Source organism: Ruegeria sp. HU-ET01832 (assembly GCF_040371315.1).
Lineage (GTDB): Bacteria > Pseudomonadota > Alphaproteobacteria > Rhodobacterales > Rhodobacteraceae > Ruegeria > Ruegeria lacuscaerulensis_A.
The window spans coordinates 69,347-82,011 of the sequence record NZ_BAABWL010000001.1 but is presented as its reverse complement, the minus strand read 5'-3'; the positions used below and the strand labels follow the sequence as shown (position 1 = coordinate 82,011).

The 12,665-nt window shown below is 56.5% G+C and carries 12 protein-coding genes; 3 read left to right on the top strand and 9 right to left on the bottom strand.

Going from position 1 to position 12,665, the window contains the following annotated elements:
- Window positions 1-5 precede the first annotated feature (5 nt).
- Window positions 6-758, bottom strand: a complete 753-nt coding sequence (locus ABWV79_RS00420; RefSeq protein WP_353389640.1) for a cytochrome c biogenesis CcdA family protein — start codon at window positions 756-758, stop codon at window positions 6-8.
- A gap of 105 nt (window positions 759-863) precedes the next feature.
- On the opposite strand from ABWV79_RS00420, the gene ABWV79_RS00415 reads away from it, so the two are divergent.
- Window positions 864-1,097 carry a sulfurtransferase TusA family protein gene (locus ABWV79_RS00415; RefSeq protein WP_353389638.1) on the top strand — a complete coding sequence of 78 codons (234 nt, stop codon included), beginning with the start codon at window positions 864-866 and terminating at the stop codon, window positions 1,095-1,097.
- Window positions 1,098-1,150: 53 nt separating this feature from the next.
- On the opposite strand, the gene ABWV79_RS00410 is transcribed toward ABWV79_RS00415, so the two are convergent.
- The 7 genes from ABWV79_RS00410 to purC all read right to left on the bottom strand — a co-directional run bounded on the left by ABWV79_RS00410 (window position 1,151) and on the right by purC (window position 10,178).
- Complete coding sequence (locus ABWV79_RS00410) at window positions 1,151-3,922, bottom strand: Rne/Rng family ribonuclease (RefSeq protein ID WP_353389637.1); 2,772 nt, start codon at window positions 3,920-3,922, stop codon at window positions 1,151-1,153.
- Window positions 3,923-4,436: 514 nt separating this feature from the next.
- Complete coding sequence (locus ABWV79_RS00405) at window positions 4,437-5,771, bottom strand: sigma-54-dependent transcriptional regulator (RefSeq protein ID WP_170354101.1); 1,335 nt, start codon at window positions 5,769-5,771, stop codon at window positions 4,437-4,439.
- Between the two features lie 12 nt (window positions 5,772-5,783).
- On the bottom strand, window positions 5,784-7,562 hold the full coding sequence (locus tag ABWV79_RS00400; RefSeq protein ID WP_170354100.1) for a sensor histidine kinase: 1,779 nt from the start codon (window positions 7,560-7,562) through the stop codon (window positions 5,784-5,786).
- A gap of 36 nt (window positions 7,563-7,598) precedes the next feature.
- Window positions 7,599-8,267 carry a phosphoribosylformylglycinamidine synthase subunit PurQ gene (gene purQ, locus ABWV79_RS00395; protein WP_170354099.1) on the bottom strand — a complete coding sequence of 223 codons (669 nt, stop codon included), beginning with the start codon at window positions 8,265-8,267 and terminating at the stop codon, window positions 7,599-7,601.
- A 23-nt stretch (window positions 8,268-8,290) separates the two neighbouring features.
- A complete protein-coding gene (purS, locus tag ABWV79_RS00390; RefSeq protein ID WP_170354098.1) occupies window positions 8,291-8,521 on the bottom strand; it encodes a phosphoribosylformylglycinamidine synthase subunit PurS in 231 nt (76 codons plus the stop codon).
- Between the two features lie 113 nt (window positions 8,522-8,634).
- Window positions 8,635-9,294, bottom strand: a complete 660-nt coding sequence (locus ABWV79_RS00385; protein WP_353389634.1) for a MarC family protein — start codon at window positions 9,292-9,294, stop codon at window positions 8,635-8,637.
- A gap of 128 nt (window positions 9,295-9,422) precedes the next feature.
- Window positions 9,423-10,178 (bottom strand): phosphoribosylaminoimidazolesuccinocarboxamide synthase, encoded by a 756-nt coding sequence (gene purC / locus ABWV79_RS00380; protein ID WP_353389633.1) that lies wholly within the window; start codon window positions 10,176-10,178, stop codon window positions 9,423-9,425.
- 185 nt (window positions 10,179-10,363) lie between these two features.
- Between purC and ABWV79_RS00375 the strand changes: the two genes are divergently transcribed.
- Both ABWV79_RS00375 and bmt read left to right on the top strand, forming a co-directional pair.
- The gene (locus ABWV79_RS00375) at window positions 10,364-10,681 is read left to right on the top strand and encodes a DUF1476 domain-containing protein (protein WP_170751086.1); all 318 of its coding nucleotides are present in this window, start codon (window positions 10,364-10,366) and stop codon (window positions 10,679-10,681) included.
- 116 nt (window positions 10,682-10,797) lie between these two features.
- Window positions 10,798-11,811, top strand: coding sequence for a betaine--homocysteine S-methyltransferase (gene bmt / locus ABWV79_RS00370; protein WP_353389631.1), 1,014 nt, complete (start codon window positions 10,798-10,800; stop codon window positions 11,809-11,811).
- Between the two features lie 3 nt (window positions 11,812-11,814).
- On the opposite strand, the gene ABWV79_RS00365 is transcribed toward bmt, so the two are convergent.
- Window positions 11,815-12,591 carry an enoyl-CoA hydratase-related protein gene (locus ABWV79_RS00365; protein WP_170354093.1) on the bottom strand — a complete coding sequence of 259 codons (777 nt, stop codon included), beginning with the start codon at window positions 12,589-12,591 and terminating at the stop codon, window positions 11,815-11,817.
- Window positions 12,592-12,665 lie beyond the last annotated feature (74 nt).

The window sequence follows — 12,665 nt, the reverse complement described above, 5'->3', positions numbered from 1 at the left end:
GTACTTTAGCCAAAATTTGCCAGCGCCGGGAAAGCTTCCAGCAACCACCAGCTAAACTCGGTGAACAACCCAGTGATCAACATAACGCCAACGAACAGCAACAACCCGCCCATTACTTTTTCGATTGTCGCCATATGAGGTTTGATCTTGTTCATAACGGTCATCGAGCGGTTAAGGAACATTGCAGCCAGCAAGAACGGTATGCCGAGTCCCGCAGCGTAAACACCCAATAGCAACGTTCCACGGGCCACCGAGGCTTCAGACGCCGCCAAGGACAGGATCGCGCCAAGCTGAGGACCAATACACGGCGTCCATCCAAAAGCGAAAGCCAGTCCGAGGATGTAAGCTCCAAAAACAGAACCGCCCGAATCTCCGGTTTCGATCCGCGCTTCACGGTCCAGGAACGGTATGCGGAAGACATTCAGAAAGTGAAGACCGAACACAATCACCACAGCACCTGAAAGCTTCGCGAAAAGCACTTGGTTTTGCAGGACAAACGCGCCAAAGGCCGAGGCCGTGAAGCCCAGTAACAGAAAGACAGTCGACAAGCCCAGCACAAAGAACAATGCGGTCAGCGTCGCTTTGCGCCGCGCCGCAGTCTGGTCCTGCATTTCGTTGATCGACACACCGCTCATATAGGCAAGATACGGTGGCACGATCGGCAAGACACACGGCGAAAGGAAACTAATCAGTCCGCCCAGCATCGCGATGAACATGGCGGGCAGCAGGCCCGCGTCGATGATATCTATTCCAAACATAATTCAGCACATATGGTATGATGTGGCGAACGTCACGAGGCCATTCAGTCACATCCTCGTGGTTGCACGCTGGACACCCGGTCAAAGTGGAAATATTTCATCTCTATGTCAAACCCAACTGAAACTCTCGACGCATTGGGCCTGCTTTGTCCCCTGCCCGTTCTGAAAGCTAGAAAACATTTGAAATCAATGCCTTCCGGGGCTGTTCTGCGTGTTCTGGCCGACGATCCTGCTGCGATTATTGACGTCCCGCATTTCTGCAGCGAAAGCGGTCACCACTTGCTTTCGCAAGAAGAAACTGAAGGCCATCAAGTCTACCTGATCCAGAAAAAAGGCTAAGTTTAAGCCGCGAATGTTACAAAAAAGGCGGGCTCTTTCGCCCGCCTTTTTGCTTATTGTCCCAGTGACCACCATCCGCGCCGCTTGGGCTTTGCAGGTTCTGCGGGTTCCTCGGCAACGACCTCAAGTACCGGCTCTTCTGCTACTGGTTCCGGTTCCTGGCTTTCCTCTGCGACCGCTGCTACAGGCTCTTCCGCCTCCGCCTCGGGTGACTCAGTGCTTTCAGCAACAATATCGTCAGCGAGTTCGACTTCATTCGATTCCGCTGGTGCAGCCGATTCCTTTACGGTTTCTTCGACCACTTCAGTTTGCACCTCAGCAGTGTCAACCGACTCGCCTTCGGCATCAACCGGTGTGGTTTCCTTCTTTTTACGACGTGGCGCACGGCGGCGTTTAGGCTTAGCCTCTTCCTCGCCGCTTTCCGCCGGAACGGACTCTGCAGCGTCGGTTTCGTCTACTTCGACCGGTGCTACTTCTTCTACAGTTGACGCCTCTGCGGCCTCAACGTCATCTGCGCTCACCTCGGCCGTTTCGCCATTTCCATTGCCCTTCTTGCGGCGGCGGCGGCGGCGCTTGCGCTTGGGCTTGGCTTCTTCGTCTGTCTGAGGCGTTTCGTCTTCGACCTTTTCCTCTTCATCTGCGTCGACAAGATCCATCAGCGATGCATCTACGGAAACGACCGGCGCTGTCGCTTCGGGCACAATCCGACTTGCAGTCTTGAACTTCTCCATCGAGAAATCCGGGCTGACCAGATGGATATCCCCTTCCACACGAACCGAAAGACCATAGCGCGACTCGATTTGGGCGATATGCTCACGTTTCTGGTTCATCAGGAAATTCGCGATGCTGACGGGGCAGCGCACCAAAACCTCGCGCGAGCGGCGCCGCGTACCTTCTTCTTCGATCTGACGCAAAATGGTCAACGCCATGTTGTCGTCCGAACGGATCAGCCCGGTTCCATGACAGGATGGGCAAGGCTGCGTCGTTGCTTCCAGCATACCCGGGCGCAACCGCTGGCGACTCATCTCAAGCAGGCCGAAGCCGGAAATACGACCAACCTGAATGCGCGCCCGATCCGTTTTCAACTTGTCCTTTAGACGCTTTTCGACGGCCGAGTTGTTCTTGCGCTCGTCCATATCGATAAAGTCGATGACAATCAGACCGGCCAAGTCGCGCAGTCGCAACTGGCGCGCCACTTCTTCGGCAGCTTCGAGATTGGTCTTGAGCGCGGTTTCCTCGATCGAACCTTCCTTGGTCGCGCGACCCGAGTTCACGTCGATTGCGACCAACGCTTCGGTTACACCGATTACGATGTAGCCACCCGATTTCAACTGCACAGTCGGGTTGAACATCCCGGCCAGATAGCTTTCCACTTGATAGCGCGCAAACAGCGGCAGAGCATCCTCATACCGTTTCACGTTCTTGGCATGGGACGGCATGATCATCTTCATGAAGTCCTTGGCGATGCGGTACCCGCCCTCGCCTTCGACCAGTACCTCGTCGATATCGCGATTGTACAAATCGCGGATCGAGCGTTTGATCAGGTCGCCCTCTTCATAGATCTTAGCCGGCGCTATGGATTTGAGCGTCAACTCGCGGATCTGCTCCCACATACGCTGCAGGTATTCGTAGTCACGTTTGATCTCAGATTTGGTCCGTTTGGCCCCAGCGGTCCGAATGATCAGGCCGGCACCTGTCGGCACGTCGATTTCTGCGGCGATCTCTTTCAGTTTCTTGCGGTCCGGCGCGTTGGTGATCTTGCGGCTGATACCGCCACCCCGCGCTGTGTTTGGCATCAAGACGCAATAGCGACCGGCCAACGAGAGATACGTGGTCAGCGCTGCGCCCTTGTTGCCACGCTCTTCTTTGACGACCTGAACCAGCAAAACCTGCCGGACCTTGATCACCTCTTGGATTTTGTACCGGCGCGGGCGCGGCTTGCGCGGAGGGCGAATGTCTTCGCTGTCATCCTCATCCGCAACAGATTCGATCGTGTCGTCTTTTGCGGTAGCATCCGCGCGGGCTTCGGTATCGTCCGGCTCATCGGAGTCAGCCTTGCCTTCAGCTTGCTCAGTGTCAGCATCCGACGGCGCGTCTTCCGACGCAACAGCGTCGGCGTCGGGTTGAGTATCAACCTGACCCGCCTCGTCGGTGGAGGATGTTTCCAAGTCCTCTACTTGGTTCTCTTCACCCACCGAATCCGAGGCAACTTCTTCCTCTACAGCGGGGTCGGCACTTTCCGGTTCGTCTGCGGCTGCTTCAGTTTCCGCATCCGGTGCTTCCACGTCGTCGAGCGGTTCCTCAACGGGAGTGTCCGCCACGTGATCCGCTGGGGAAGTCCCTTCGGGCACAGCCATCTCGGGTTGTTCGTCGCCCTCATCCAGATCAATCGTTTCCATACCCGAGGGTTCCGAAGACACCTCAAGCGTCTCGACTGCATCATCCGTTTTGACGTCGGCAGCCTTGGTCCGCGACCGCGAACGGCGTTTCTTGGGCTTGGATTCTTCCGCCTCATCCCGAGCCCTCATGGCCTCGGCATAAGCGCGTTCTTCCTCCATCAGCGCTTCACGATCGGCAACTGGGATTTGGTAGTAGTCGGGATGAATTTCGGAAAACGCCAGAAAACCGTGCCGGTTTCCGCCGTAATCCACAAAAGCCGCCTGCAAAGACGGCTCAACCCGCGTTACTTTTGCTAGATAGATGTTGCCAGCAAGCTGGCGTTTGTTTTCGGACTCAAAATCGAACTCCTCGACCTTGTTTCCATCGACCACCACAACCCGAGTCTCCTCGGTGTGGGCGGCATCGATAAGCATTTTCTTAGCCATGTGTCCTTGGTGCACCGCGCCAAACGCGTTGTCCTGACCCGTCCAGGCGGACAGGCGCTTTTGGGGAGGTGTCTTGTACGGGCGATTTCGGACGGCGCGCGGCAGGGTCTGGCGCTGTGGCCCCCTGCCCGTATAGTCAATCGTTGCGCGCGCGTCATCGCGGTTCTTCTCCGACAGACGCGCCTTGACGCTGTCTGCCCATTATATTCCTTTCGCCCGCAACCACGGGCTCAGGCGTTCAACTGCCCCGGTTCGGGGCACAATCGGTCTGCGCGGCCTGTGTGGGATTAGGTCACCACCTGCGGCGTTGCAGCGAAACTCAAAGATTCGGGACTTTTGGGCACCAAAAACGGCCCGGCCCGTTCAGGTACAATAAAAGCAGTCCTGTGGAAAAGACAATGGGCAAACTGCAATCCCTGCACTTCTGACAACAGGGATCGCTTCATCTGGCCAAAAATATCTCAGGGGTGAATTGAGCTGAAGGCTCAAGAGGGGGCTGGCCCCCTCTCTTCCGTCACAAGTAGTCCGAACGTTGCAGCCCGTATTTGGCCATCTTTTCGTTCAACGTCCGCCGCGGCAAACACAGCTCATCCATTACAGACGCGATCGAGCCTTTATGACGCCGCATGGTATTGTCGATCAGCATCCGTTCGAAAGCCTCAACATATTCCTTCAGGGGCTTGCCTTCCGTTGTCATGACGGGTTGCATTTCTTCATGATCCGACATCAGTAACGATGCAATCGTTCCAGAGCCGCGACGCGATTGCAAAACTGCGCGCTCGGCGATGTTGATCAACTGTCGCACATTCCCCGGCCAAGGCGCCTGCAACAACTGCGCGGCCTCTTGAGCGCTGACTTGCGGCGCATCACAGCCATATTCTTCGGCGAATTGTTCGCTCAGGCGGGTGAACAATGTCAGGATATCTTCGCCGCGCTGGCGCAGCGGCGGCATGGTGATACGCAACGCCGCCAGCCGATAGAACAAGTCCGGCCGCAGAACATCTTCAGAGGTCTTACCGGCTTCCTGAAGGTTCGAGATCGCGATAATCCGCGTCTCGGCAGGCGTACCCTGATCATTCATCACGCTCAGCAAGCGCGCTTGCAGCGTATCGCTTAGCGCTTCAACGTCTTCCAGAACCAAGGTACCGCCGCGCGCTTCTTCAACGGCAGGTAGTTGTGCATCCTCGGGCATCATTGGGCCGAACAACCGTTTGGAAAGCGCCTCTTCTTCCAGAGCCGCGCAAGAAATAAGAACGAATTTCTTACCGGCCCGGCTGCCCACCGCATGCAGGGCGTGCGCCACCAAGGTCTTGCCGGTACCGGTCTCACCGTCGATCAGCACATGACCATCGGCCTGCCCCAGATCCAGAATATCCTCACGCAGGCGTTCCATGACCGGGCTGGCCCCGATCAGCTTGCTCATGATCTGCGTGCCATCCGACAGCTCTCGCCGCAGTGCCCGGTTGTCCAAGGTTAGGCGCCGAGCGTTACTGGCACGCTTAGCCAGTTCCGACATCCGGTCTGGATTGAAGGGCTTTTCCAGAAAATCGAACGCGCCCACGCGCATAGCTTCCACAGCCATCGGCACATCCCCGTGCCCGGTAATCATGATCACCGGCAGCGTACTGTCCGCTCCCATGAGTTTTTTCAACAACTGGATACCGTCCATTCCCGGCATCTTGATATCCGAAATAACGATCCCTGGATAATCCGGCCCCAGAACTTTGAGCGCATCTTCGGCGCTGGCAAATGTTTCCGTGTCATATCCTGAAAGTGCCAGCCATTGACTGATTGACTGCCGCATATCCTGTTCGTCGTCCACAATGGCGATTTTCATGGCCTGTGCCATAGTCTTTCCCCGTTATTCCGCGGCCTCTAGGCCATCGCTTCCAAGTATAGGCAGCTGCATCTCGAACACCGCGCCCCCGTTGGGGCTGTTGCGGGCAGTCAGCCGTCCCCCATGGTCGTTCACGATCCCGGAGGAGATGGCAAGCCCCAGCCCGACGCCATCGCCCGGCTGCTTGGTGGTATAGAAAGGCTCGAACAGGTTTTCGATATCCTCGATTCCATGGCCATTGTCCCGCACTGTCAGCACCGCCATATCCCCTGCGGCCAGAATGATTTCTACATCCGGTTCAGATACTGATTTGGTGGCGTCCAGCGCATTACGCAAGAGGTTGACCATTACCTGTTCAATCCGCATTCGGTCCCCCAGTGCAAACACCGGTTCTTCTGGCAGAATCTGAGTGATCTTGACGTGTCGCTGACGCAATTGCGGCTCCATCATCGACAGGGCCGAAGCCAGCGCTTCGCCAAGATTTACAGGGGAAAACGCATCCGCGCCCTTCCGAGCATAGGATTTGAGTTGACGGGTTATCGCACCCATCCGCTCGATCAGTCCATCGATACGACCAAAGCTGGCCAGCGCTTCTTCGGGGCGGTTCCTGCGCAGCAGCAGGCGCGCGCCTGCCAGATAAGTTTTCATTGCAGCCAGAGGTTGATTAAGCTCGTGACTGACAGCGGCCGACATCTCGCCTAACGCGGCCAGTTTCGAGCTTTGCGCCAGCGTCTGTTCGGCAACTTCCAGCGTCTTTTCAACCCGTTCTCTCTCAGCGATTTCCCGCTGCAGGCGTGCATTCAATGCGCGAAGCTCTGCCGACTCGCGCTGAAACAGCGCCATGCGGAACGTCGCCCGGCGGCTGAGAGCATAGAAAGCCAGAGCAAGAAGAATCGCAAACCCCATGATTTCCAGCGCAATTACACTGTTCACCTTTTCCCGGATGGACGAGTAAGTTGTGAAAGACGTGATCGTCCAACCACGGAACGGTATGCGGGAGTCCATACGCATAACAGCTTCGCCCTGCAGATAAGCATCCGGCGGCAGCGCGGTCCAATCGGCGGTTGCGCGGATCGCCCGCTCAATGGCGTTTTCGGGCGGTTGCCGCTGAATGGCAGTGCTTTCCTCCAATCCGCGCCACCGCGGTTCGGTCGACAGAATGACCGTACCCGTACTGTCTGCAACCATCACAGCATCAGAAATACCCGCCCAGGCGCGTTCGAATTTCTGCAAATCGACTTCAACGACGATGACGCCCAGAATATCTGCTCCAGAGTCCATGCGGCGCGAATAGACAAAACTGTATCCCCCCGCCTCATTCTCAATGACCGAAAAAATCGTGGCATTGGAACGAACAGCATCCACATAGTAAGGCGAGTTTCGATGCGCTTCGCCTAAGCGGTTCCTGTCGGTAGCAGCCACGGTCCGCCCGTCGCTGTCCAACAACATCAATGATGCGGCGCCGATCTCCTCGACAAACGAGATAAGGCGCTGAGTGGATAGGGTATAGTCGCTGGACTGAAGCGCCGATATCAGTGTCGGATCACGAGCCAGTAGTTGCGGAACAATCGCGTTCCGCCGCAGTTCGCTCAGCAAGTTTCCCGAATACAGCGCAAGGCGTACTTCGGCTCTGTTTCGGGTCGATTCAGTAAAACGGTCCGTCAGCAAACGGTTGGTCACCCAAATCGTTCCAACGGTTGCAATCAGAAGGATCGAAACCGCGACCCGTAGGCGCCACCCCAAAGGAGCGCCCCGGAACGGATTTTTAATAGAAGACCAGCCAGATTGGGTGTCGGAGCTCATGCCCGGAAACTACGCGGGCTTGAGTGCAACCTCAAGTCACGCCGGCGCCAAAACGCCCGACAATGCGCGGAACAATGCCGTGCCGTCTGTGCCGCCGTGACCTTCGTCTGCAGCGCGCTCGGGGTGTGGCATCATGCCAAGAACGCGACGGTTTTCCGACAAGATGCCCGCGATATCGCCAACCGACCCATTGGGATTCTCGGTATAGGTGAACGCGATCCTGTCTTGATCACGAAGTGTGGACAGTGTTGCGTCATCGGCGAAATAGTTTCCATCATGGTGCGCAATCGGTATACCAATGACGTCGCCGGCATTATAAGCGTTGGTGAAAGCACTGTCGCTGGTCTCTACCTTCAAGCCTACAGTCCGACAGATATATTTGAGCCCGGCATTGCGCAACAAAGCGCCCGGAAGGATGCCGGTCTCGGTCAGGATTTGGAAGCCGTTGCAAACACCAACCGCATAGCCACCGCGTTCAGTGTGTTCCACAACTGCCTTGCAGATCGGCGATTGCGCCGCGATAGCGCCACATCGCAGGTAGTCACCGTACGAGAAACCGCCGGGGACTCCGACGATATCGACGCCCTCGGGCAGAGACGCGTCTTTGTGCCAGACCATGTCGACCTGAAAACCGGCTTGTTCAAAAGCGACGGCCAAATCCCGGTCACAGTTGGAACCGGGGAATACAATGACTGCAGCGCGCATGGCGGGGCCTCCGGAGGTAAGGGTCAGACCAGTTCGATCTCGTAGCGTTCGATGACCGTATTGGCCAACAGCTTTTCGCACATCTCGGTTATGTCTGCCTCGGTTGCACCATCGGCCAATTCAAGGTCAATCACCTTGCCCTGACGTACGCCTTCGACCTGGTCAAAGCCCATGGCACCCAATGCGTGGCGCACGGCCTCGCCCTGTGGGTCGAGAACCCCATTCTTGAGCATCACATGCACACGTGCTTTCATTCCTGCAACTCCAGTTAAGGGCCAGCGGATACGGCCCGTTCCGTTGCGCGGGGGATAGCGCGCCTTTTGCCATTCGACAACCCTTGTCCGCACGCAGTTTGCCGCAGGCCGCATCAGCTCTTTCCTGAAAGCCCCGGATAATGCGCGTCAATCGCGTTGAATGTCCCTGTCAGCACCATTTCAACGGCAACCGCGACAAGAATAATAGCCATGACCCGAGTGACCACATTTATCATCGTCGGCCCAAGAACCCGCGAAATCGGATCGGCGAACAACAAACCAAGCCCCACAATTGCGCAGGCTATAAGGACCGCTGAACCCAATGTTACAATCTCGGCCCCGTCTGGTAGGCTATGCGCAAACACGATAGTGGTTGCGATTGTACCGGGACCAATAGTCAGGGGGATCGCCAAAGGCACAACGGCGATGTTGCTTTTCTTCGCCCCATCTTGCACGGCTTGCTGATCCCCCTTTGGCCGGTCCGATGCATTCAGCATAGACATGCCGACCCCGAGGATGATCAACCCGCCCGCAATTCGAAATGATGGGATATCGATCCCGAAAACGGCCAGAATTTCTTCGCCAATCAAAACGGCAATCAATGCGACAGCGACAACCGTGGCAGTCACGATCAGCGCGACCCGTTTGCGCTCGGGTGCCGTGTAGCCATCGGTCATGCCCAGGAAAATCGGGATACCGTACAACGGGTTGAAAATCGCGAGCAAAGCCGCAAGAAATTTCAGAAAAACTGCCTGGTCAAATAGTTCAGCCATTTCACGCCTTGCTTAGAATTGCCTCGGCAGACAACGCGAGACAATCCATGGCACTGTCAAACGCCACCAACAAAAGAAAAAACGCCGCTTGACGAAGCGGCGTTTCGACTTGTCCTGAGGGCAGAGATTCAGTTGATCAGCGTCGGCTTGGTTACATTGCTTTTTGGCAAAACACCCAAACGACGTGCAACTTCGGAATAGGCATCTGTCAGATTGCCCAAATCTCTCCGAAACACGTCTTTATCCAGCTTTTGGCCACTTTCGATATCCCAAAGGCGACAGCTGTCAGGGCTGATTTCATCTGCCACGATCAAACGTTGATAATCGCCTTCGAAAACACGCCCGATCTCGATCTTGAAGTCGACCAGACGAATGCCAACGGCCAACATAATGCCGCTCATGAAATCATTTACGCGCAGCGCAAGGCTTAGAATATCGTCCATATCCTGCTGGCTGGCCCAGCCAAAAGCAGCGATGTGCTCTTCGGTCACCAGCGGATCACCCAGCGAGTCATCCTTGTAGCAGTACTCGACGATGGGGCGCGGCAATTGAGTACCTTCGGCAATACCCAAACGTTTGGACATCGACCCTGCAGCGTAGTTGCGCACGATGACTTCCAGCGGCACGATTTCACAGCTGCGCACCAATTGCTCACGCATATTCAGGCGGCGAATGAAATGTGTGGGCACGCCGATCTGATTCAGGCCGTTCATGAAATATTCGCTCAGGCGGTTGTTCAGCACGCCTTTACCGTCGATCACGTCCTTCTTTTCCGCATTGAATGCGGTCGCGTCGTCCTTGAAGTACTGAACGATCGTACCCGGTTCGGGACCTTCATACAGAATTTTGGCCTTGCCTTCGTAAATTTTTTTGCGACGCGCCATAAGCGACCCTTCCAGACTGTGAAGCGAGAGATTTCCCGCTTTGTTGCGCCCTCATAGTCCAAGCCCCCCTTTCCCGCAAGTTCAGTAAGCCGAGGGCCTTTGACGCAGCGCAAATCCCTTGCGTCGAAGCCTTGCTATGGTCATATCTGCAAAAGACAAGATGTAATCCAAGGGGTCCCCAACCAATGACCACATTTGACGAACGCGAAAACGCCTTTGAAGCGAAGTTTGCCCATGACGAAGAAATGCAGTTCAAAGCACAAGCACGCTGCAACAAACTGCTGGGTCTTTGGGCCGCAGAAAAGTTGGGAAAATCCGGCGAAGAGGCTGAAGCTTATGCTAAAACTGTCGTGATCGCCGATATGGAAGAGGCAGGCCACGAAGACGTCGTCCGCAAAGTGTCGGGTGACTTGGGATCACTGTCGTCTGACGATGAAATACGCGCCAAAATGACTGAACTTCTACCCGAAGCCAAATCGCAAATCCTGAGCGAGGCGGATTAACCCTCTGCCCTTGAACTCATGATCTTCATGAGTTTTATGAATTTGATTTGAAGCCCCGGTCATGAGACACGGGGCTTCTTATTTTTTCGGCTCCGCCGACTTTTCGGGAACGCCCAATGACAAACGCGCTGACTGATCTTCTTGCCGCAAATGATGCCATCCTTGCCGACGGTGCAACCGGCACAAACTTGTTCAATATGGGATTGCAGTCCGGGGACGCGCCAGAATTGTGGAATGTGGACGCGCCAGACAAGATACGGGCTTTGTATCAGGGATCAGTTGATGCGGGCAGCGACCTGTTTCTGACCAACACGTTCGGTGGTACGTCAGCACGGCTTAAATTGCACGACGCCCAGAACCGTGTGGGTGAATTGAACCGTATTGGCGCCGAGCTTGGTCGCGAAGTTGCTGACAAGGCGGGCCGGACGGTCGTTGTGGCTGGTTCGGTCGGTCCGACCGGTGAGATAATGGAACCTGTCGGAGCTCTGTCCCATGCCGGGGCGGTCGAAATGTTCCACGAACAAGTTGAAGCGTTGAAAGCGGGCGGCGCGGACGTCCTGTGGCTGGAAACGATCAGCGCCCCCGAGGAATTCCGCGCGGCGGCCGAGGCGTTTGCTCTAGCCGATATGCCTTGGTGTGGCACCATGAGCTTTGACACCGCCGGTCGCACCATGATGGGCGTCACGTCGGCCGACCTGGCGCAGCTGGTTGAGACCCTGCCAAACCCGCCCGTCGCCTTTGGTGCAAATTGCGGAACCGGCGCATCGGACATCCTGCGCACGGTTCTGGGTTTTGCCGCGCAAGGCACCGAACGTCCCGTGATCTCGAAAGGGAATGCGGGCATTCCTAAATATGTGAATGGGCATATCCATTACGACGGTACACCCGAACTGATGGCGCAATACGCCGCAATGGCGCGTGATGCGGGTGCGACGATTGTTGGCGGTTGTTGCGGTACGATGCCCGACCACCTGCGCAAAATGCGCGAGGCGTTGGATAGCACGCCCCGTGGAGCGCGCCCAACACTGGATCAGATCACTAATGCGCTGGGGCCGTTTTCGTCCGCCTCTGATGGCACCGGAGACGACGCGGTGCCAGAGCGCCGGACCCGCCGCCGCCGCCGCGCGTAAAGCTCAACGCCCTTCGAATTTCGGGGGGCGTTTTTGCATGAAGGCTACGACGCCCTCGGCAAAATCCCGAGACCGCCCGCATTCACCCTGAAGGTGGGCTTCGATCTCAAGCTGTTCACCCAGCGTCTTTTCGTAAGTCCCGCGGATCGCCTTTTTGATCGCGCCAAACCCAGCGGTCGGACCGCTGGCCAGATAGGCGGCTCGGCGTCGCCAATGGGCGTCGAAATCGGCATCCGGGACAGCCTCCCAGATCATGCCCCACTCATCGGCTTGCCGCGCGCTGATCTTGTCCGCAAACAGAGCGGCCCCCATCGCTTTGGCAAAGCCCATTTGGCGCGGGGTAAACCATGTCCCGCCAGCATCCGGCAACAAGCCGATCCGGGCAAATGCCTGTAGGAAATAGGCGCTTTCCGTTGCAATCACTACATCCGCGCACAAGGCCATATTGCAACCAGCCCCCGCAGCCGGGCCGTTCACAGCGGCAATGGTGGGAACCGGACAGTTGTAGATCGTTTCGAGCATCGGCTCGTATTCATCCCGCAACGTGCGTTCGAGGTCGATTTTTCCCGTGGTCGAGGAATCGCCCAAATCCTGACCGGAACAGAACGCGGCCCCTGCCCCAGTAAGCACCACGGCGCGTGCATTGGCTGCGGCCTCTTTCATGGCATATGCGACTTCTGCCCGCATCTGGGCGGTCATCGCATTCATCTTGTCCGGTCGATTCAGGGTCACTACCGCCAAATCGTCCGAGATGTTCAGCAGCACGGTTTCATAATCCATCAGGTTCCCCCCCAAGCACTATTCTTGCGGACAAGCCTGACTTAATTCACAATCAAGGGAAAGACCGACCAAGG

Excerpts from the sequence above, each read along its gene's own strand:
- ABWV79_RS00420 (WP_353389640.1), bottom strand. The coding sequence starts at position 758 with ATGTTTGGAATAGATATCATCGACGCGGGCCTGCTGCCCGCCATGTTC.
- ABWV79_RS00415 (WP_353389638.1), top strand. The coding sequence starts at position 864 with ATGTCAAACCCAACTGAAACTCTCGACGCATTGGGCCTGCTTTGTCCC.
- ABWV79_RS00410 (WP_353389637.1), bottom strand. The coding sequence starts at position 3,922 with ATGGCTAAGAAAATGCTTATCGATGCCGCCCACACCGAGGAGACTCGG.
- ABWV79_RS00405 (WP_170354101.1), bottom strand. The coding sequence starts at position 5,771 with ATGGCACAGGCCATGAAAATCGCCATTGTGGACGACGAACAGGATATG.
- ABWV79_RS00400 (WP_170354100.1), bottom strand. The coding sequence starts at position 7,562 with ATGAGCTCCGACACCCAATCTGGCTGGTCTTCTATTAAAAATCCGTTC.
- purQ (WP_170354099.1), bottom strand. The coding sequence starts at position 8,267 with ATGCGCGCTGCAGTCATTGTATTCCCCGGTTCCAACTGTGACCGGGAT.
- purS (WP_170354098.1), bottom strand. The coding sequence starts at position 8,521 with ATGAAAGCACGTGTGCATGTGATGCTCAAGAATGGGGTTCTCGACCCA.
- ABWV79_RS00385 (WP_353389634.1), bottom strand. The coding sequence starts at position 9,294 with ATGGCTGAACTATTTGACCAGGCAGTTTTTCTGAAATTTCTTGCGGCT.
- purC (WP_353389633.1), bottom strand. The coding sequence starts at position 10,178 with ATGGCGCGTCGCAAAAAAATTTACGAAGGCAAGGCCAAAATTCTGTAT.
- ABWV79_RS00375 (WP_170751086.1), top strand. The coding sequence starts at position 10,364 with ATGACCACATTTGACGAACGCGAAAACGCCTTTGAAGCGAAGTTTGCC.
- bmt (WP_353389631.1), top strand. The coding sequence starts at position 10,798 with ATGACAAACGCGCTGACTGATCTTCTTGCCGCAAATGATGCCATCCTT.
- ABWV79_RS00365 (WP_170354093.1), bottom strand. The coding sequence starts at position 12,591 with ATGGATTATGAAACCGTGCTGCTGAACATCTCGGACGATTTGGCGGTA.